This is a genomic window from Sphingomonas sp. (assembly GCF_036269755.1).
Classification (GTDB): Bacteria; Pseudomonadota; Alphaproteobacteria; order Sphingomonadales; family Sphingomonadaceae; genus Sphingomonas.
In genome coordinates, this window is record NZ_DATBDV010000002.1 from 211,200 (window position 1) to 231,235 (window position 20,036).

19 protein-coding genes are annotated in these 20,036 nt (G+C 66.8%); 11 read left to right on the forward strand and 8 right to left on the reverse strand.

Annotated elements, in window-relative coordinates; genetic code table 11:
• Positions 1-11: 11 nt before the first annotated feature.
• Positions 12-2,273 carry an NADP-dependent malic enzyme gene (locus VH326_RS01820; RefSeq protein ID WP_329630079.1) on the reverse strand — a complete coding sequence of 754 codons (2,262 nt, stop codon included), beginning with the start codon at positions 2,271-2,273 and terminating at the stop codon, positions 12-14.
• Between the two features lie 192 nt (positions 2,274-2,465).
• Between VH326_RS01820 and mutS the strand changes: the two genes are divergently transcribed.
• Genes mutS through VH326_RS01835 form a run of 3 tightly spaced genes read left to right on the forward strand, consistent with a single transcriptional unit; the run spans position 2,466 to position 8,292 of the window.
• The gene (gene mutS, locus VH326_RS01825; RefSeq protein WP_329630178.1) at positions 2,466-5,045 is read left to right on the forward strand and encodes a DNA mismatch repair protein MutS; all 2,580 of its coding nucleotides are present in this window, start codon (positions 2,466-2,468) and stop codon (positions 5,043-5,045) included.
• A 31-nt stretch (positions 5,046-5,076) separates the two neighbouring features.
• Positions 5,077-7,860 (forward strand): [protein-PII] uridylyltransferase, encoded by a 2,784-nt coding sequence (locus VH326_RS01830; RefSeq protein ID WP_329630080.1) that lies wholly within the window; start codon positions 5,077-5,079, stop codon positions 7,858-7,860.
• Between the two features lie 48 nt (positions 7,861-7,908).
• On the forward strand, positions 7,909-8,292 hold the full coding sequence (locus tag VH326_RS01835; protein WP_329630081.1) for a VOC family protein: 384 nt from the start codon (positions 7,909-7,911) through the stop codon (positions 8,290-8,292).
• Between the two features lie 98 nt (positions 8,293-8,390).
• Here the strand turns inward: VH326_RS01835 and infC are convergent, their stop codons facing one another.
• The 5 genes from infC to VH326_RS01860 form a co-directional block, all read right to left on the reverse strand.
• Complete coding sequence (infC, locus tag VH326_RS01840) at positions 8,391-8,921, reverse strand: translation initiation factor IF-3 (protein ID WP_329630082.1); 531 nt, start codon at positions 8,919-8,921, stop codon at positions 8,391-8,393.
• Positions 8,922-9,010: 89 nt separating this feature from the next.
• Positions 9,011-11,008, reverse strand: coding sequence for a threonine--tRNA ligase (gene thrS / locus VH326_RS01845; protein ID WP_329630179.1), 1,998 nt, complete (start codon positions 11,006-11,008; stop codon positions 9,011-9,013).
• A gap of 234 nt (positions 11,009-11,242) precedes the next feature.
• A complete protein-coding gene (locus VH326_RS01850) occupies positions 11,243-11,509 on the reverse strand; it encodes a hypothetical protein (protein WP_329630083.1) in 267 nt (88 codons plus the stop codon).
• Between the two features lie 75 nt (positions 11,510-11,584).
• Positions 11,585-12,043, reverse strand: a complete 459-nt coding sequence (locus VH326_RS01855) for a hypothetical protein (RefSeq protein ID WP_329630084.1) — start codon at positions 12,041-12,043, stop codon at positions 11,585-11,587.
• A gap of 83 nt (positions 12,044-12,126) precedes the next feature.
• Positions 12,127-12,966: an LD-carboxypeptidase gene (locus VH326_RS01860; protein ID WP_329630085.1), complete on the reverse strand. Its 840-nt coding sequence runs from the start codon at positions 12,964-12,966 to the stop codon at positions 12,127-12,129.
• Between the two features lie 56 nt (positions 12,967-13,022).
• Here VH326_RS01860 and VH326_RS01865 point away from each other — a divergent pair, with 56 nt between their 5' ends.
• Positions 13,023-14,456 (forward strand): UDP-N-acetylmuramate--L-alanine ligase, encoded by a 1,434-nt coding sequence (locus VH326_RS01865; protein ID WP_329630086.1) that lies wholly within the window; start codon positions 13,023-13,025, stop codon positions 14,454-14,456.
• Between the two features lie 361 nt (positions 14,457-14,817).
• On the opposite strand, the gene VH326_RS01870 is transcribed toward VH326_RS01865, so the two are convergent.
• Both VH326_RS01870 and VH326_RS01875 read right to left on the reverse strand, forming a co-directional pair.
• Positions 14,818-15,000, reverse strand: coding sequence for a hypothetical protein (locus VH326_RS01870; protein ID WP_329630087.1), 183 nt, complete (start codon positions 14,998-15,000; stop codon positions 14,818-14,820).
• A 237-nt stretch (positions 15,001-15,237) separates the two neighbouring features.
• Positions 15,238-15,663, reverse strand: coding sequence for a type II toxin-antitoxin system PemK/MazF family toxin (locus VH326_RS01875; RefSeq protein ID WP_329630088.1), 426 nt, complete (start codon positions 15,661-15,663; stop codon positions 15,238-15,240).
• 154 nt (positions 15,664-15,817) lie between these two features.
• On the opposite strand from VH326_RS01875, the gene VH326_RS01880 reads away from it, so the two are divergent.
• The 7 genes from VH326_RS01880 to VH326_RS01910 all read left to right on the forward strand — a co-directional run bounded on the left by VH326_RS01880 (position 15,818) and on the right by VH326_RS01910 (position 20,035).
• Positions 15,818-16,234, forward strand: coding sequence for a hypothetical protein (locus VH326_RS01880; protein WP_329630089.1), 417 nt, complete (start codon positions 15,818-15,820; stop codon positions 16,232-16,234).
• The gene (locus tag VH326_RS01885; RefSeq protein ID WP_329630090.1) at positions 16,231-16,644 is read left to right on the forward strand and encodes a hypothetical protein; all 414 of its coding nucleotides are present in this window, start codon (positions 16,231-16,233) and stop codon (positions 16,642-16,644) included. Before VH326_RS01880 ends, VH326_RS01885 begins: the two co-directional genes overlap by 4 nt.
• A complete protein-coding gene (locus VH326_RS01890) occupies positions 16,641-16,844 on the forward strand; it encodes a helix-turn-helix transcriptional regulator (protein ID WP_329630091.1) in 204 nt (67 codons plus the stop codon). Before VH326_RS01885 ends, VH326_RS01890 begins: the two co-directional genes overlap by 4 nt.
• Positions 16,845-16,847: 3 nt before the next feature.
• The gene (locus tag VH326_RS01895) at positions 16,848-17,783 is read left to right on the forward strand and encodes an alpha/beta hydrolase (RefSeq protein WP_329630092.1); all 936 of its coding nucleotides are present in this window, start codon (positions 16,848-16,850) and stop codon (positions 17,781-17,783) included.
• Positions 17,784-17,938: 155 nt separating this feature from the next.
• A complete protein-coding gene (locus VH326_RS01900; RefSeq protein WP_329630093.1) occupies positions 17,939-18,649 on the forward strand; it encodes an alpha/beta hydrolase in 711 nt (236 codons plus the stop codon).
• Between the two features lie 3 nt (positions 18,650-18,652).
• Positions 18,653-19,432, forward strand: coding sequence for a tetratricopeptide repeat protein (locus tag VH326_RS01905; protein ID WP_329630094.1), 780 nt, complete (start codon positions 18,653-18,655; stop codon positions 19,430-19,432).
• Between the two features lie 150 nt (positions 19,433-19,582).
• The gene (locus VH326_RS01910) at positions 19,583-20,035 is read left to right on the forward strand and encodes a VOC family protein (protein WP_329630095.1); all 453 of its coding nucleotides are present in this window, start codon (positions 19,583-19,585) and stop codon (positions 20,033-20,035) included.
• The last annotated feature ends 1 nt before the right edge of the window (position 20,036 follow it).

Consider the following 20,036-nt stretch of genomic DNA (forward strand, 5'->3'; position numbering starts at 1 on the left):
CAGAGGCCGGGCTAGCGCGCGATGCCGCCCGCCGCGAGCACCGCCAGCGTCACCAGTTCGCTCGCGGTGCTCGTCATCGGGGCGATCTGGACGGGCTTTTCCATCCCCACCAGCATCGGCCCGATCACCGCGTCGCCGCCGAGCTCACGCAACAGCTTGGCCGAGATGTTGGCGCTTTGCAGCCCCGGCATGATCAGCACATTGGCTGGGCCGGAGAGCCGCGCGAAGGGATAATTGGCAAGCTGCCGGGGATTGAGCGCGACGTCGGGCGCCATCTCGCCTTCATATTCGAAATTCACCCCGCGCTTGTCGAGCACGCCGACCGCATCGCGCAGGTTCTCGAGCCACTTGCCCTCGGGATTACCAAAGGTCGAATAGCTGAGGAACGCCACGCGCGGCTCGTGCCCCATACGGCGCGCGACCGCGGCGGTCTGTTCGGCGATGTCGGCGAGTTCTTCGGGCGACGGGCGTTCGTTGACCGTGGTGTCGGCCATGAACACGGTGTGGCTCTGCCCGACCATGACGTGGATGCCGAACGCGGTGCGTCCCGGCTCGATGTCGATCACGCGGCGGACCTCGCGCATCGTCTGGGCGTAGGTGCGGGTGATGCCGGTGATCATCGCATCGGCCTCGCCGAGCTGGAGCATCGTCGCGCCGAAGGTATTGCGGTCCTGGTTGATCATCCGCTCGACATCGCGGCGCAGATAGCCGCGGCGCTGAAGCCGCAAATAGAGGAAGTCGACCATTCGCGGGACGAGCGTCGAGGTGCGGCTGTTGTGCACTTCATATTGCTCGACATCGCGGACGCCGAGCGCGCGCAAGCGGTCGTGGACGTCGTCTCGCCCGACCAGCACCGGGGTGCCGTAGCCGCCTTCCTTGAAGGCGACCGCGGCGCGCAGCACGACCTCTTCCTCGCCCTCGGCGAACAGTACGCGCTTGGGCCGAGCGCGCGCGCCTTCGTACGCGAGCGTGAGCACCGAGGTGGTCGGGTTGAGCCGCCCGCGCAGTTTCTGGCGATAGGCGGCCATGTCGAGGATTGGCTTGGTCGCGACGCCCGAATCCATCGCCGCCTTGGCAACCGCCGCGGGCACCATTTCCATCAGCCGCGGATCGAACGGCGCCGGGATGATGTAATCGGGGCCGAACGAGTGGCGCACGCCGTACGCCACCGCAACCTCCTCGGGCACTTGCTCGCGCGCGAGTTCGGCGATCGCGTTCGCTGCGGCGATCTTCATCTCCTCGTTGATCCCGGTCGCGCGAACGTCGAGCGCGCCGCGGAAGATGAACGGGAAGCCGAGCACATTGTTGACCTGGTTGGGATAGTCCGAGCGCCCGGTGGCGATGATCGCGTCGGGGCGTGCTTCCTTCGCCAATTCGGGGAGGATCTCCGGCACCGGGTTGGCCATCGCGAAGATGATCGGGGCCTTGGCCATGTTCTTGACCATTTCGGGCGTCACCGCGCCCGCCGCGGACAGCCCCAGAAACACGTCGGCGCCGTCGAGCGCCTCCTGCAATGTGCGCTTGTCGGTCTTGACCGCATGGGCGGACTTCCACTGGTCCATCCCGGTTTCGCGGCCTTGGTAGATCACGCCCACACGGTCGCACATGATGACATGGTCGTGGCGGACACCCATCGCCTTGATCAGCTCGGTGCACGCGATCGCCGCCGCACCCGCGCCGTTCACCGCGATCTTGATCTCCGAAAGATGCCGCCCTGTCAGCAGGCAGGCGTTGATCAGCCCGGCGGCGGTGATGATCGCGGTGCCGTGCTGATCATCGTGGAACACCGGGATGTTCATCCGCTCGCGCAGCGTCTGCTCGATGATGAAGCACTCTGGGGCCTTGATGTCCTCGAGGTTGATCCCGCCGAACGACGGCTCGAGCAATTCGACGCAATTGATGAAGGCGTCGACATCCTCGGTCTTCACTTCGAGGTCGATCGAATCGACGTCGGCGAAGCGCTTGAACAGCACCGCCTTGCCTTCCATCACCGGCTTCGACGCCAGCGCGCCGAGGTTGCCCATGCCGAGGATCGCGGTGCCGTTCGAGATGACTGCGACGAGATTGCCCTTGGTGGTGTAATCGTACGCGGTGGCCGGATCGTCGGCGATCGCCTGGACCGGCACCGCGACACCGGGCGAATAGGCCAGCGCGAGGTCGCGCTGAGTCGCCATCGGCTTCGACGCGACGATCTCGATCTTGCCGGGCCGCCCCTCCGAATGGAACAGCAGCGCCTCGCGGTCGGAGAATTGGGCGGACTTTTCTTCGGTCATTCGGCGGCAACCTCTCTGTTGCGTTTGCCTTAGGACAATCCTCGCCCGCCCGTCACCCCGCACTTGTTGCGCGCTCTGGCGACGCCCGAGGCGATTTTGCTTGTGGATAAGTGGAGACCGGAACACGTCCGGCATGACGCCTGTGATTTTTGGCGCTAGCTCCCGACCATGGCCGACGTCGCCCCAACCCCGATGATGGCGCAATATCTCGCGCTCAAGGCGGAAGCCGGCGATTGCCTTTTATTCTATCGCATGGGTGATTTCTTCGAATTGTTCTTCGAGGATGCCAAGGTCGCGAGCGCGGTGCTCGACATCGCGCTGACCGCGCGCGGCGAGCATGAAGGCGAGAAGATCCCGATGTGCGGCGTGCCAGCGCATGCCGCGGTCGGATACCTCGAGCGACTGATCAAGGCGGGGCATCGCGTCGCGATTGCCGACCAGACGGAGAGCCCCGCGGAGGCGAAGAAGCGCGGCGGGTCGAAGGCGCTGGTCGCGCGTGCGATCATTCGCGTGGTGACCGCGGGGACGCTGACCGAAGAGGCACTGCTCGACGCGCGGACGGCGAACTGGTGCGTCGCGATCGGCGAAGCGGCAGGCGGCGTTGCGGTGGCGGCGGCCGATGTGTCAACCGGGCGCTTCGAACTGGTCGAGACCGATGCCGGCGGGCTCTCCGCCGAACTCGCGCGGCTGAGCGGCGCCGAAGTGCTGGCGTGCGAGGGCAGCGCTTTCGTCCAGCATGCGACCGCAGAACGCCCGCGTGGAGAGTTCGATTCGACCGCCGCCGAAACACGGCTCAAGCGAGTCTACGGCGTCGCGACACTCGACGGGTTCGGGCAAATGAGCCGCGCGGGGCTCGCGGCGGCGGGCGGTTTGGTCGCCTATCTCGAACATACCGCGAAGGGCGCGCTGCCTTTCCTGCGCGCGCCACGCATCGCCAGCGCGGCGCAGTCGATGGCGATCGATGCCGCGACCCGCGACAGCCTGGAACTGACTCAGACTCAGACCGGGCAACGCAAAGGCAGCTTGCTCGACGCGATCGACCGTACGGTGACCGGCGCCGGTGCGCGGTTGCTCGCGGCGGATGTCGGCGCGCCGTTGATGGACCGCGCGGCAATCGAGGCGCGGCTCGATCTGGTGCAGCGGCTCCACGACGATGGGGCTCTGCGCGAGAGCTTGCGCGCGACCTTGCGCAGCCTGCCCGACATCGGCCGCGCGATCGGGCGGATCGCCGCGGGGCGCGGCAGCCCACGCGACCTCGGCCAGTTGCGCGACGGACTCGACGGCGCATGGCTGCTCGGTGAGCGGATCGACGGCCTCGCCGCGCCGCCGCCGCTGCTCCAGGAGATCGTGCCCCGGCTGCGCGGCCACGGCGCGCTGATCGACCTGCTCAAGCGAGCGCTCGTTCTGACGCCACCGATCGACGCGTCGGACGGCGGCTATATCGCCGAAGGCTACGATTCCGCGCTCGACGATCTGCGCGATGTCGGCGCCGGCGGCCGGCGCGCGATCGCCGCGCTCGAGGCCGAATACCGCGCCCGCACCGGGACGACCGCGCTGAAGATCCGCCACAACGGCGTGCTGGGCTATCATGTCGAAGTGCCCGCACGCGCCGCCGACGCGCTGATGGCGCCCGAGAGCGGCTTCACCCATCGCCAGACGCTCGCCGGCGTGGTGCGTTTCAATGCGCCCGAGTTGCACGAGCTGGCGATGGAGGTGACCCAAGCGGGCAGCCACGCGCTCGCCGCGGAGGCCGCGCACCTCGAGGAGCTGACGGCGGCCGCGCTCGCCAGCCGCGAGGCGATCGCCGCGACCGCCGACGCGCTCGCTCGGCTCGACGTCTCGGCGGGCCTCGCCGAACGCGCCGCAGAGGACGGCTGGGCGCGGCCCGCCTTGGTCGATCACGCCTGTTTCGAAGTCGAAGCGGGGCGACACCCGGTGGTCGAAGAAGCGGTCAAGCGCAGCGGCGAGCGGTTCGTCGCTAATGACTGCGTTCTGTCGGAAAACAACCGGCTATGGCTCGTCACCGGCCCCAACATGGGCGGCAAGTCGACCTTCCTGCGCCAGAACGCGCTGATCGCGGTGCTCGCCCAGGCCGGCAGCTTCGTGCCCGCGACGCGCGCCAAGCTCGGCTTGGTCGATCGTCTGTTCAGCCGCGTCGGCGCGTCGGACAATCTCGCCCGCGGGCGTTCGACCTTCATGGTCGAGATGGTCGAAACCGCCGCGATCCTGGCGCAGGCGACGCCGCAGTCTTTCGTGATCCTCGACGAAGTCGGGCGCGGCACGTCTACGTACGACGGCCTCGCCATCGCCTGGGCAGTGGTCGAGGCGATCCACGAGGACAATCGCTGCCGCTGTCTGTTCGCGACGCATTACCACGAGCTGACTCGCCTCGCCGAACGCTGCGACGCGCTCACGCTGCACCACGTTCGCGCTCGCGAATGGAAGGGCGACCTGGTCCTGCTCCACGAAGTCGCCGACGGCCCCGCCGACCGCAGCTACGGCATCGCGGTCGCTCGGCTCGCCGGAATGCCGCCCGCCGCAGTGTCGCGCGCCAAGGCGGTGCTCGCCAAGCTCGAGGCCGGCCGCGCCAAGACCGGCGGGCTGGCAGCGGGACTGGACGATCTGCCACTGTTCGCCGCGGCGGTCGAGGCCGAGGAGGAGCAATGCGATGCGATCCGGCGCGAGGTCGAAACGCTAGACATCGACGCGCTCACCCCCCGCGACGCGCTTGAGGTGCTGTACCGCCTGAAGACGCTGGCGCGCGAGGCGTGACGCGACAGTCAGCGTCGCCTATCTAAGGCGCATGTCCTCGCGCTTCGCCCATTTGCCGCACCGCCGCGCGATCATCGATCGGCGCGGGGTGGCCGAAACACTGGCGGCGGTCGAGGGAAGCGACATCGCGAAGCTGCGCAAGGCGGCGACCGCGTTGCTCAACACCGCGCTCGCCGATGGTCGCGCCGAGATCGAGCGGCGGTTGCTCGCGCATCCGTCGCGCGGCCTCGAGATCGCGAACAGCCAAGCATTCCTGATCGATCAGATCCTGCGGCTGCTCTACGATTTCACCGTCCAGCGGCTTTATCCGCGCAGCAACCCGACCGCCGCCGAGCGGCTGACCTTGCTTGCGGTCGGCGGGTATGGGCGCGGCGAGATGGCGCCCCATTCCGACGTCGATCTCGCCTTCCTGACGCCGTGGAAGGAAACGCCGTGGCACGAGCAAGTCGTCGAGACGATGCTCTACGCCTTGTGGGACCTGGGCCTGAAGGTGGGCCAGTCGACGCGCGGGCTCGATGAGATGGTGCGCCAGGCCAAGGGCGACGTGACGATCCGCACCGCCTTGCTCGAAGCGCGCTACGTGTGGGGCGACGAGCAACTCTACGAAGACGCGCAGCGCCGCTTCAAGGCGGAGGTACAGTCGGCAGCGGCGCGCGAATTCGTCGCCGAAAAGCTCGCCGAGCGCGAAGCGCGGCACAAAAGGATGGGCGACTCGCGCTATGTTGTCGAACCCAACGTCAAGGAGGGCAAAGGCGGGCTGCGCGATCTTCACACGCTGTTCTGGATCGGCAAGTACGTCCACAACGTCCAGGGTGCGGCGCAGTTGGTCGACGCCGGCCTGTTCACGCCTTCCGAATATGCCCGCTTCCACCGCGCCGACAATTTCCTGTGGGCGGTGCGTTGTCACCTTCACGCGATCACCGGTCGCGCCGAGGACCGGTTGACCTTCGATGTCCAGCGCGATCTCGCCGAGCGGATGCGGTTCGCGGACCGGCCCGGCAAGTCGCGGGTCGAACGCTTCATGCAATATTACTTCCTCCAGGCGAAAGCCGTGGGCGACTTGACCGGCGTGTTCCTGGCGCATCTCGACGACGCCTTTGCAGCGCGTGGGCGGCGGTTCGGGCTGCCGACGATCCGGCGGCGGCCAGTCAAGCTCAACGGCTTCGTGCTCGACCGCGGGCGACTGGCGCTGCCGCGCGACACCTTCTTCGCCGAGAAGCCCACCCGGCTGATCGAGATGTTCGCGCTTGCCGACCGGCATGGCTTGCAAATCCACCCGCTGGCGATGCGCGCCGCCGCGCGCGACGCGAAGCTGGTCGATGACATCCGCCGCTCGCCGGACGCCAATGCGCTGTTCCTCGACGTGCTGACCAGCCCGCATCATCCCGAAACGGCGTTGCGCTGGATGAACGAGGCGGGCGTGTTCGGCCGCTTCGTGCCCGATTTTGGCCGAGTCGTCGCGCAGATGCAATTCGACATGTACCATCACTTCACGGTCGACGAGCACACGATCCACGCAATCGGGTTGCTCAGCCGGATCGAGAAAGGCGACCTCAACGACGATCATCCGTTGAGCCATGCGATCATGAAGCAGATCGCCTCGCGCCGCGTGCTCTACGCTGCGGTGCTGCTCCACGACATCGCCAAGGGGCGCGGCGGCGACCATTCGGTGCTGGGCGCCGAGGTTGCGCGGCGGCTGTGCCCGCGCTTCGGGCTCAGCGCGGCGGAAACCGAAATGGTCGCGTGGCTGGTGCGGCATCACCTGCTGATGTCGGCAACGGCATTCAAGCGCGATCTGTCGGACTTCAAGACGATCCTCGACTTCTGCGAGATCGTACAGAGTCCCGAGCGGCTGCGGCTGTTGCTCACGCTCACCGTGGTCGACATCCGCGCGGTTGGGCCTGGGGTATGGAACGGGTGGAAACGGCAATTGCTGACCGATCTGTTCGAAGCAGCCGAAGAAGTGCTGCGGCTCGGCCATAAACAGAAGGGACGAAACGAGCGGATCGCCGCCAAGCAAGAAACGGTCGCCAACGCGCTCGGTTGGGCTGACGCGGCGTTCGCAAAGGTGGTGAAGCGGCTGCCCGAGGCCTATTGGATCGCCGAACCCGAGGACGCACTGGTCGCCAACCTCAGGCTGATCGCCGACGCCGGCACCGAGCCGCTGTCGATAGCGGCCGCGGTCGATCGGGACCGCGGCGCGACGCTCGTCACGATCTATGCCGCCGACCATCCCGGGCTGTTCTATCGGATCGCCGGCGCGATCAGCGTGGCGGGCGGCAACATCATCGACGCGCGCATCCACACCACTCGCGACGGCATGGCGCTCGACAATTTCCTGGTGCAGGATCCGATCGGGCGGCCGTTCGACGACGCACGGCAGCTCGCGCGGCTCAAACGCGCGATCGAGGATTCGCTCGCCAACCGCACGCGGCTGGCCGACCGGCTCCGCGCCAAGCCGCTCCCTCGCCCGCGCGCCGAAGCGTTCGACATCAGCCCTGCCGCGTTCATCGACAACCACGCATCGAGCCGCTTCACCGTCGTCGAGGTCAATGCGCGCGACCGGCCGGCGTTGCTGTCGAGCCTAGCCCACGCGCTGTTCCAATCGAAGGTGACGATTCACTCGGCGCACGTCGCGACCTATGGGGAACGCGCGGTCGATACCTTCTATGTGACCGACCTGACGGGCGACAAGATCGACACCCCGGCACGAGTCAGGACGCTCGAACGCCGGCTGGTCGAGGCCGCGTCGGGCAAGATTGCTCAAGAGATCGAAGCGGATTCGCGAAAATCACCCGTTCGGGCGATAGTGTAGCGCCCGCCGGGTGCGATCATCGCGCGGCAGACAAGAGGGAGATCGACGATGCCGGTATTGGGGATTGGCGGATTGTTCTTTCGCGCGGCCGACCCGGACGCGCTCAACGCCTGGTACCGCGAGCATCTCGGCGTTGGCGCGGGATGCGCCGCCGAGGATACCGGGCCGGTCGACGAATGGAGCTGGAACACGCAGGGCGGACCCGTCGTATTCTCGCCGTTCAAGGCGGGGACGGATTATTGGGCGGCGGAGAACCAATATATGCTCAACTTGCGCGTGAGCGACATCGACGGGCTGATCGCCAGCCTGACCGGCAGCGGGATCGAGGTGACCACCAAACCCGAGTGGAACGACCCGTCGGTCGGCAAGTTCGCGCGCATCCACGATCCTGAGGGTAACGCGATCGAATTGTGGGAGCCGCCGGCAGCCTGATCTGATCGGAGGCGGCACGGAGTGAATCCGCGCCGTCGGCCGGCGCTCCGCGCCGCCGGCCGGTGTCGCCGACGAGACGTGAAACAGCTTTCGCTATTTCACTTCGGCGACAGCACCATCAGCATTTGCCGACCTTCCATTCGCGGATAGGATTCGACCTTGGCGTCCTCGACCGTGTCTTCCTGCACGCGCTTCAACAGGTTCATGCCAAGCTGGCCGTGGCTCAGCTCGCGACCGCGGAATCGCAAGGTGATCTTGACCTTGTCGCCCTCGCCGATGAACTTGTGCACCGCCTTCATCTTCGTCTCATAATCATGATCGTCGATGTTGGGACGCATCTTGATCTCCTTGATCTCCTGCGTCTTCTGGCTCTTGCGGGCGAGATTGGCCTTTTTCTGCGCCTCGTACTTGAACTTGCCGACGTCGAGGAACTTGGCGACCGGCGGATCGGCGTTGGGCGACACTTCGACGAGGTCGAGACCCAGTTCGCGCGCCTGCTCCATCGCTTCGCGCGTGTACATCACGCCCAGATTCTCGCCCTCGTGATCGATCACGCGGACCTTGGGCGACTGGATGAATTCGTTGAATCGGGGGCCGTTCATCGGCGGCGTCTGCAGCGGACGGCGCATATTGGGCGGTGGGATAGGTGTAGCTCCTGTGATCGTTGGACGGTCGATATAGTGAATTACGCGGGCAAGCGAAAGCGCCCGCGGTCGATTCAGGCGAGATCGGGCGGCAGCGCGTCCTTGGCGAGCTGCGCAGTGACCTCCGCCAGGCTCAGCACCTGCTGCCGATCGGACCCGAGCTGGCGCAGCGCGACGGTGCCTTCATCGGCCTCGCGCTTGCCGACGACGAGCAGGTTGGGGACCTTGGCGAGGCTGTGCTCGCGCACCTTGTAATTGATCTTTTCGTTGCGCAGGTCGGTCTCGACGCGCAGCCCCGCCTTGCGCAACTCGGCCGCGACCTGTTCGGCATAGTCGTCCGCGTCGGACACGATCGTCGCCACCACCGCCTGCGTCGGCGCCAGCCACAGCGGGAAGCGCCCGGCATGATGCTCGATCAAGATGCCGATGAAGCGCTCGAACGTGCCGAGGATGGCGCGGTGGAGCATCACCGGGCGGTGGCGCTCGCCATCGTCGCCGACATAGCTCGCGTCGAGCCGCTCGGGCAGCACGCGGTCCGATTGGATCGTCCCGACCTGCCACGTCCGCCCGATCGCGTCCGTCAGGTGGAACTCGAGCTTCGGCGCGTAAAACGCGCCCTCGCCCGGCAATTCCTCGAACTTGGCCTTGATCGAATCGTTGAGGCTCGACGACAGCACCGCTTCGCGCAGCTCGGCCTCGGCTTTGTCCCACATCTCATCGCTGCCGAAGCGCTGGTCGGGCCGCAAAGCCAGCTTGACCGCGTAATCCTCGAAGCCGAGGTCGTGATAGACACTGTCGAGCAACTCGCAGAACGCGCGGACTTCCTCGACGAGTTGGTCCTCGCGCACAAAGATATGCGCGTCGTCCTGCGTGAACTGGCGGACTCGCATGATACCGTGGAGCGCACCGTGCGGCTCATTGCGGTGGCAACACCCGAACTCCGCCATCCGGATCGGCAAGTCGCGGTAACTCTTGATTCCCTGCTTGAAGATCAGGACATGCGCGGGGCAGTTCATCGGCTTCAACGCCATCAGGTCGGCCTTGCCCGACAGCACCGGCGCCTCGTCGTCGACACTCGGGATCTCGTCGGGAACGACGAACATGTTCTCGCGATACTTGCCCCAATGGCCGGACTGCTCCCATTGGCGCGCATCCATCAGCTGCGGCGTCTTGACCTCGGCATAGCCCGCCGCGTCCAGCCGGCGGCGCATATAGGCTTCGAGCTGGCGCCACAGGATGAAGCCTTGCGAATGCCAGAACACGGAACCCTGTGCTTCGGCCTGCAGATGGAACAGGTCCATTTCCTGCCCGATCTTGCGGTGATCGCGCTTCGCCGCTTCCTCGAGCCGAAACAGGTGCTGGTCGAGTTGCTTCTTGTTGAGCCAGCCGGTGCCGTAAATGCGGCTCAGCATCGCGTTGTTCTGGTCGCCGCGCCAATAGGCGCCGGAGACTCGCGTCAGCTTGAAGGCGGCCGGATCGAGCTTACCGGTCGAGGCCAGGTGCGGCCCGCGACACATGTCGAGCCAGGCATCTTCGCCCTTACCGGCGCGGTACACCGTCAATTCCTCGCCCTCGGGCAGTTCCGCGGCCCATTCGGCCTTGAAGCTCTCGCCGTTGTTCCGCCAACGCGCGATCAGGTCGGCGCGGCTCCATACCTCACGGATCAGCGGCTCGTCCCTAGCGATGATCCGCCGCATCTCGGATTCGATCGCGGGCAAGTCTTCCTCGGTGAACGGCCGGTCCTTGGGCGCGAAGTCGTAATAAAAGCCGTCGTCCGTCGACGGACCGAACGTGATCTGCGTGCCGGGGAACAGGTTCTGCACGGCCTCCGCCAGCACGTGCGCGAAATCGTGGCGAGCGAGTTCGAGCGCGTCCTTTTCGTCGCGGCTCGTCACCAGTGCGAGGTTGGCGTCGGCCTCCAGCGGCCGGCCGATGTCGCGCAGCTCGCCATCGACCCGCGCGGCGATCGCCGCCTTGGCGAGGCCCGGCCCAATCGCCGCGGCGATGTCGGCCGGGGTCGTGCCGGGCGCGACCTCACGAACCGAGCCGTCGGGGAGCGTGATCGAGAGCATTTCCATGGGTCTTCCTGTCCGTTGCGCGCGCCTATGCACGGGCTGGCGTCCGAGGGAAAGACTGGAACGGGAGAGCAGACGCCGGCCTCACCCGTTCCCGGGCGAAGTCCTCGGCGTCGCGGTCAGATGCGCGCGCCGAACACTCCCCGGGGACCCGGGATGGTGGTAGTGGTGGTCGAGGCGAACGCGCGGTTCATGAGCATGGATATAGGCAAGACCGGTCGCGAAGGCCAGTCAGCCCTTCGCCTCCGCAACGCGCTGCTGCAATTGCCACTCGATCGATCCCCAAATCTGTTCCGTATGCCGGGCGACGGCGTCGCGCATCGCCTTGTCGTTGGGAAGCGACGCCTCGATCTGGTCGACCGCGGCGACATTGGCGCGCTTGAGCACATCGACGGTCGTGACGGGATCGGGGTCGTTGCTGAGCAGCGACAGCCACGTGCCCTCGACCGCCATGCGCAAGGTGATGATCTGCGCCTGCAGGTCGGCAATATCGTCCATCGTGGCAATTCCTCGTTGAGTCAGCGGCGGCGCATAGCCGAGCGGCCGCGCGCCCTCAAGCAGCCGAGCGTGCGGTCAGGCCGCGAGCGCACCGACGGTGCCGACGCGGCGCGCCATCAGCGCAGCATGCTCGGCAGGGCTGAGGTCGGGCGACATCAGCTGGCGGACGTCGGCGATGTGCTTGCGCACGCGGGCGTTGAACCACGCGACCTTGGCGGCGGTCGCCGGCCAATCGAGCGGCGCTTCGTCGGCGAGGAAATCGCGGACGTTGAAGCGCAAATCCTCGGTCAGCGCGATGCACTCGACCTTGACCTCGTTGACTCGCGCGCGGAGCGCCGGGTCGCCGCGTTCGAGCAACGGCACGAACACCTGGCGGTGGACGAACAACTGGTACGACGCGATCAGCAAGGTCGCTTCGGCGATGCGTCGCTTGACCTGCCGGGCCGTCGAAGGGTCGCGGGCCGCCATGGCGATATCGCCCTCGGCCATCATGGCCTCGATCTGGTCGTGATAGTCTTCCAGAGTCTGCGGCACACTCGTCTCCCGGACGTGTCTCGCTAGGGCCAATTGGTTAGCAATCGGTTGGGGATCGCGCCCTCCTGACCCAAAATGGGCAGTCAATCCTTCGGGATCACTTGTCCGAACGGCACGACATGGTTGTTCGAATCGTGCCCGATCATCGCGCGGCCTTCATAGGGCACTTTCATCAGCTTCGACCAATCCCACGCGATCTGGTCGGGCGTGTGCCCGAAATCGGCCTGGCCGTCGGCCTTGGGCAAGCTCACCGTGCCGAGGCGGAGCGAGGCGATGCCCGCGAGTTGCGTCGAGTTGGCGACGTGGAACATCATCCGATCGACGCGGTAGAGATGCTCGTCGACCTCCTCGACCAGCAGATCGTGGTCGGCGAGATCGGGCAGCCATTTGGTGCCGATGATCGAATCTAGGATCGACAGGTTGAACGCCGCCGCCGGCCGTCCGGTGCCGATGATGCCCGGCTCCAACGCGCTCTTGTCGCCGCGCGTCAGCCACGCCAGCGACCGCGCGCAGCATTCGCGCCCGCCGACCTTGCGGTTGATGTCGACCGGCATCGGCCCGTGGATCGGCTTGCCGATCTTCTTCGCGTAGAGCGCGCCGAGCATGAACCCCATGTCCGAATAGCCGATATAGGCCTTGTGCCGCGCGGGCTCCTCGAGGTGCGGGAAGATCAGCGGGAACAGCCGGTTCGATCCATACCCGCCGCGCGCGAACCAGATCGCGTGATAGCTCGGATCGTTGGCGTATTTGAGGAAGGTGTCGGCGCGATACTGGTCCGGCCCCGCCCAGGTATGCCCGCCCCCGCTCGCCCAGCTTTGCGGATCGATCACCAGCTCGACGCCATATTCGGCGGCGAGCGCGGGCACCGCATCGAGCGAATGCTCGTCGACCCGGTTGGCCGGCGCCATCACCGCGATTTTCATTGGCCCTGCCGCCCCGTCCTTGCCGTCGTTCGTGAAAGCGGAGATAGCGCCGCGCGATGGATAACGCCAACCCGCAAGCCGCGCTGACCGGCCGCCGCTTCTTCTTCGTCGGCATCGGCGGGTCGGGGATGATGCCGCTGGCGACGATCCTGGCCGCGCGCGGCGCCACCGTCGCGGGGTCCGACCGCAGCCTCGATGCCGGGCGCCTGCCCGCCAAGTTCGATCATCTGCGCGAGCTCGGCGTCGAATTGTTCGCGCAGGACGGCAGCGGGATCGTGTCGCCCGACCAAGTCGTCGTCGCCTCGGCGGCGATCGAGGCCAGCGTCCCCGACATCGTCGCCGCCGACGCGATCGGCTGCGAGCGGCGCACTCGCGCCGAACTGCTCGCCGAATTGTTCAACGCCGCCCCGATCTCGATCGGCGTCGCGGGGACCAGCGGCAAGTCGACCGTGACCGGGATGATCGGCTGGATCCTCCACGCGACGGGCCGCGACCCGACGGTGATGAACGGCGCGGTGATGAAGAACTTCGCGACTCCCGACGCGCCGTTCGCCAGCGCGCTGGTCGGCCAGGGCCCAAATAAGGATGGGGCGTTCGTCAGCGAAGTCGACGAAAGCGACGGATCGATCGCGCTGTACCGGCCCAGCGTCGCGGTGCTCAACAATGTCAGCCTCGACCATAAGTCGATGGAGGAGCTGCGCCGGCTGTTCGGCGACTTCGCGCACCGCGCGACGACGACGGTGGTCAACGTCGAAGATGCGGAAAGCGCCGCGCTCGCCGCGACGCTCGATCGTGCGCGGACGGTGACCTTCGCGGTCGAGACCGAGGCCGATCTGGTCGCGGAGCACCTGTCGCCGGAGCCGCATGCCATCGCCTTCGACCTGGTGGCGAACGGCGAGCGCCATCGCATTGGCTTGGCGGTCCCCGGGCGGCACAACGTCTCCAACGCGCTCGCCGCGATCGGTGCCGTGACCGCCGCCGGCGTCGCGCTTGGGGAAGCGGCCGGCGCGATCGAAGGGTTCGCCGGCCTGCGCCGCCGCTTCGAATTGGTCGGCGAGGCAGAAGGCGTCGCCGTGATCGACGATTTCGGGCACAACCCCGACAAGATTGCCGCGACGCTCGCCACGCTCCACGCGCATCCCGGACGGTTGCTGCTGCTGTTCCAGCCGCACGGCTATGGGCCCTTGAAGGTCATGCGCCGCGAACTGGTCGATGCGTTCGCGAACGGGCTCAAGCCCGGCGACGTGCTGATCCTGCCGGACCCGGCCTATTATGGCGGCACCGTCTCGCGCGAAGTGACCAGCGCCGACATCGTCGCCGATCTCGCCGCGCGGGGGTGTGACGCGCGCCATATCGCCGACCGCGCCGAGGCCGCCGCGACGATCGCAGGCCTCGCCCAAGGGGGCGATCGCGTGGTGGTGATGGGGGCGCGCGACGACACGCTGAGCCAGGTCGCGGCCGATATCCTGGCGACGATCGCGGCGCGCTGAGCCGCCGAAGATCACACGCTCCGCCGCCTTCGCGAGTCCGCGAAAGGTCCCAATGTTCGCATTGCCATGGGGATTGCGCGCGCGCCGTCGATCCGCCTGCGCCCGCACCGCCGGAGCGCGGTAAATTTCTCGAACCTCGCGCATATCGCACACCAAAAGCGCTGTGAAGTTTCCAATCGCCAAGGCCCCGCCGGTCCGCATGCGCGGAACGGTGTCAGACGAAATCCAACATTGCCAGCGGCTTGTGGCGAACGGCGGCAGTTGCGCCGTGACAAGCCGCGTCGTCGGTCATCGCGCTGCGATGCTGGCCGCGCTCGCGGCCGGGCGCGAAACAGCCGAGGCCATTTCCCTGCCGCGAGCGTCAGACCGGCTTGGCGCCCGGCGTGCCGCACTTGGCGAACTTGCCGTTCTTGAGCTTGCACCGCACCGGCGTCTTGTCCGGGCACTTCATGAACTTGCCCTTGGCATCCTTGCACGGCGCGGCGAGCGCGACCGGCGAGGCAACCAACGACAGGACGGCGAGCGAGGTAAGCATCAGGCGCATGGCACACTCCTTTATCGGAACCGCTGTGTGCACCCTCATATGCGCGGCGGCAAGTGAGGCCTCGCGAGCGAGCCATGGAGCGCGATCCGCAGAAACGAGAAAGGCCACCCTAGGGCGGCCTTTCCGAACACTACAACTCCACCCGCTTGTTATCGCAAAGTGGAGCCGGCTACCTCGTTAGAGATAGTCTCCAAGCCCGATGCCTACGCAGAGCGGGAACGTCGATCATATAGCCAATTACAAGTGTTTTGTCAAGGAATCGAACCCGAGGCCGCACAGCAGTGAGACGCGTAAGGCATACAATTGATCGACGCTCACCTTGCCTGTGCGCCACTGTCGAGCGCTCCCTCGCGGACGACGATCTTTGAAGCGATCCAACCTGTCCAGGGATACCGTCGCGATCATATCGCACTTTGCCCACATGACCAGAGAATCGAACGGCGGCGGCAGGGGCTGGGCGAGCTCGATGCGGCAATGGTAATTCTCGACCGGATCAGGCTCAGTCGTACTTAGCGGCAAGACAGTAGCAAGCCTGCCGCGGCGGCGAAGCCTCGGACCAACTACGACGACCGGCCTGGCCTTTCGCATCTCCGGGTCGATGACGACGGCATCATAGTTACACATGACGAGTTCGCCGGCAGACGGATAATAAAGAAGGCCCATCGATCCTCCGACCACTCCTTGTTTAACCCCACTACGGGATTGTGCCGCAAACGGTTCTGGAATGACCAGAGCCATCTATGTCTGTAAAGCCCCCTTGACGTAAAGCCTCCTTTCCATGTAAAGCTTCCTTCACTGATTCGAAAGGAGCCTTTACATGCCCCCTAGCCCCGCAGCAAAACGGTACAGCCGCCGCGTGCTGATCGTCAGCCTGGTCTACGTCGTCTGCCTGCTGGGCGCGGTGTATGGGTTCAAGCACCATCTGTTCAGCGGCCCGATCGCCTGGATCGTCGCGGTGCTGCCGGGGCTTTCGATCGTCGGGGTGTTTGTCTCGATCGGGCTCTATCTCGTCGAGGAGCGTGACGAATACCTCCGCGTGCTGATGGTCCGCCAGACGTTGTGGGCGAGCGGGTTCGCGCTCAGCATCGCGACGATCTGGGGCTTCCTCGAAAGCTTCGAGCTCGTCGGGCACGTCGAATCCTATTACGTCGCGGTGTTGTGGTTCGGCGGGCTTGGGCTCGGCGCGTGCGCCAACAAGCTGAGCCTTGGTTCCGCCGCGGAGCGCGGGGAATGAGCCGCGATCGCGACTCCGCCGAGTGGACCTATGTCCGCCGAGTCATCCCGACGATGATCGTCTACCTCGCGCTGATCGTCGCGGTGCCGTTCCTGATCGCCTGGCTGCGGCCGAGCGGGCCGGCGCTGTGGCTGATCGCGTTGCTGCCCGCTGTCCCGCTCTCGGCGGTGTTCTGGTTCTACGGCCGATTCTTCGTCGAGCTGCGCGACGAATATATCCGCCTGCTGGAGATCAAGAAGGCGGTGATCGCGACCGGCATCGTGATGATGGCGGCGACCGCCTGGGGCTTCCTCGAAAGCTATGCCGGGGCGCCGCACTTGCCGCTGTTCGCGGTGCCGCTGGCGTGGTTCCCGTGCCAGGGCATCGGTGCTGCGATCGTGACGATCGCCGAGCGGATGGCGGACGCATGAACAACCGCCTCCGCGTGCTCCGCGCCGAGCGCAACTGGAGCCAGGGCGACCTCGCCGCCGCGCTCGACGTGTCGCGCCAGAGCGTCAACGCGATCGAGACCGGGCGTTACGACCCTTCGCTCCCGCTCGCCTTCAAGATCGCCGAACTGTTCGGCCTGACCATCGAAAACGTCTTCACCAGTCCATCCAAGGAGAATTGAGCCATGACCCCTGCCAGCAAAGCCCGCTTCATCGCCGCGATCGCGTTTCCCGCGCTCGCGTTCAACGTCGCCCAAGCGCACGCCGCGCCGCACGCCGTGCCGCAAGCCGCGCGGATGCCGGTCTCGGCGATCTATTCGGCCGAGGTGCGGATGCCGCACATATCGGTCGTCACCGCGGGCAAGGGCAGCCCGGTGATCCTGATCCCCGGCCTCTCCTCGCCGCGCGCGGTGTGGGAGGATGCCGCGGCCAAGCTGGCGGCGAACCACCGAGTCTATCTGGTCCAGGTCAACGGTTTCGGCGGCGACGATCCCGGCGCCAACCTGGCCCCCGGCATCCTGCCCGGCGTGGTCGCCGATCTCGACGCCTATATCGCGAAGAACAAGCTGCAGGGCGCGGCAGTCGTCGGCCACTCGATGGGCGGGCTGCTCGGGTTGATGCTGGCCAAGGCGCACCCGGCCGATGTCGGCAAGCTGATGATCGTCGATTCGCTGCCCTGGTACGGGATACTGTTCGGCCCGACCGCGACGGTCGCGATGGTCGAGCCGCAAGCCAAGGCGATGCGCGACGGCATGGCGGCGAGCTATGGCAAGCCCAACCCGCAGGCGCAGATGATCGCGTCCAAGCTCGCGCTCAAGCCCGACAGCCAGGCCAAGCTGCTCGCGTGGATGGACAAGGCCGACGCGCGAGTTTCCGCCGAGGCGATGTACGAGGATCTGATGACCGACCTGCGCGGCGACATGGCCGGGATCGCGACCCCGATCACGATGCTGTTCCCGACCTCGGCGGCTCTGCCCAAGGCGGTGGCCGAGCCGATCTATCACGGCGCGTACAAGGACGCGCCGCACGTCACCTTCATCGACGTCGAGGACAGCGCGCACTTCATCATGCTCGATCAGCCCGCGGCGTTCGAAGCAGCACTGATGGCGTTCGTGGGGTAGGAACGTGGGGTGAGGCTGCCCCTCACCCCCACGTCCGTCATGCTGAACTCGTTTCAGCATCCAACGTGCAACAACGAGCGCCGTCCGTCGCGGAGGGTTGGACCCTGAAACAAGTTCAGGGTGACGGGTGAGTGGGCGATGCCTAAAGCCGCCCCATGACCGACACCCCCCGCCCCACGCCGGCTCACCACCTCACGATCGGCAAGGGGCCGCCGGTGCTGTTCCTGCCCGGCTATGCCTCGGACATGGCGGGCAGCAAGGCGCTCGCGCTCGAAGCCTGGGCACAGGCGGTGGGGCGGACCTTTCTGCGGTTCGACTATGCCGGGTGCGGCGCGAGCGCGGGCGATTTCGAGGAGCAGACGCTGACCGGTTGGCGCGACGATGCGTTGGCGATGCTCGACCTGTTCTCCGAGCCCGCGATCCTGGTCGGGTCGTCGATGGGCGGGTGGATCGCGCTGATGATCGCGCGCGACCATCCCGAGCTTGTGGCCGGCCTGATCGGCATTGCCCCTGCCCCCGATTTCACCGACTGGGGCTTTTCGACCGACGAGAAGATGGCGATGCTGCAGAACGGGCGGATCGAGCGCGCGTCGCCTTATTCGGACCAGCCGACCGTCTATACCGCGCGCTTCTGGCAATCGGGCGAAGCGTCGCGGATGACCGCGGGGACGATCGCGGTGGATTGCCCGGTGCGGCTGATCCATGGGCTGAACGATGGCGACGTGCCGAGCGAGCGGACGATGCATTTGCTCCGCCAGCTCCGTTCAGCCGACGTGCAGGCGAGCTTCGTCAAGGGCGGCGATCATCGCCTGTCGCGCGACGGCGACATCGCGCTGCTGATCCGCACCGTCGAAGGAATCGCCTGACCCATGCTGCTCCTCGCGATCGCGCTCCAGGCCGCCGCTGCGCCGACCCCCGCCGACACGCGCTACAAGGCTTGCCTCGATCTATCGACGAGCAATCCGCCCGCCGCCGAGGACGAGGCCGAGCGCTTCCGGCTGGCGGGGGGCGGCGCACGCGCGCGGCAATGCCTGGGGCTCGCTTATGCGCAGGAGGAGCGCTGGCAGGACGCCGCGACCGCGTTCGACGCGGCGGCGCGCGAGGCCGATACCGCCAAGGACACGCTGGCGCCGCGATACTGGGCGCAGGCGGGCAACGCCTGGCTGGCCGCGAACGCGCCCGCCAAGGCCTATGCCGCGCTGAGCACCGCGCTCGCCGCCGGGACGCTCGAGGGGCAGGACAAGGGCGAGGCGTTGCTCGATCGCGCGCGTTCGCTGGTCGCGGCGGGGCAGCTAGCGCCGGCGCGCACCGACCTCGACGCCGCGCTCGATGCCGCGCCGCAGGACCCCCTCGCCTGGCTGCTGTCGGCGACGCTGGCGCGGCGGATGAACGATCTGCCGCGTGCGCAGGGCGACATCGACCAAGCGCTCAAGCTGTCGGCGGACGATGCCTCGGTACAGCTCGAAGCGGGCAATGTTGCCGCCGCGACGGGCAATGCCGATGCCGCCAAGGCGGCCTGGGAAAAGGCGGTCAAGATCGCGCCGACCAGCCCGGCCGGCCAAAGCGCGCGCGCCGCGCTGGGGCAATTCGATGCACCGCTTCCACCGGCCGCGCCGCCGGCGCCGGTACCGGTGACACGCCCGAAATAACAATCGCGACGCTGCGCCCCACACGCCTCCCCGGCGAAAGCCGGGGTCCAGCATCGCGCCGCTCGCCACTGGGCCCCGGCCTTCGCCGGGGAGGCGTAGATATTTGAAGGGCACACGCCTATCTCCCGACACAATCAAGGGAGCGCTCACATGAACTACCTCCACACCATGATCCGGGTCAGCGACCCCGACGCCACGGTGAAGTTCTTCGAGCTGCTGGGCTTGCAGGAAGTCCGCCGGATGGAGAGCGAGCAGGGGCGCTTTACTTTGATCTTCCTCGCGACGCCCGAGGATCATGCGGAGCTGGGCGGTGAGCGCCGCGCCGAGGTCGAGCTCACCTACAACTGGCCGGCCGAGGACGGCAGCGCAGAGACCTATACCGGCGGGCGCAATTTCGGGCACCTCGCCTATCGCGTCGAGGATATCTACGCGACGTGCCAGCGGCTGATGGACGCCGGCGTGACGATCAACCGCCCGCCGCGCGACGGCTACATGGCGTTCGTCCGCACCCCCGACAACATCTCGATCGAGCTGCTCCAGGCCGGCGGCCCGCGCGAGCCCGCCGAGCCCTGGGCGTCGATGCCGAATACGGGCGAATGGTGAT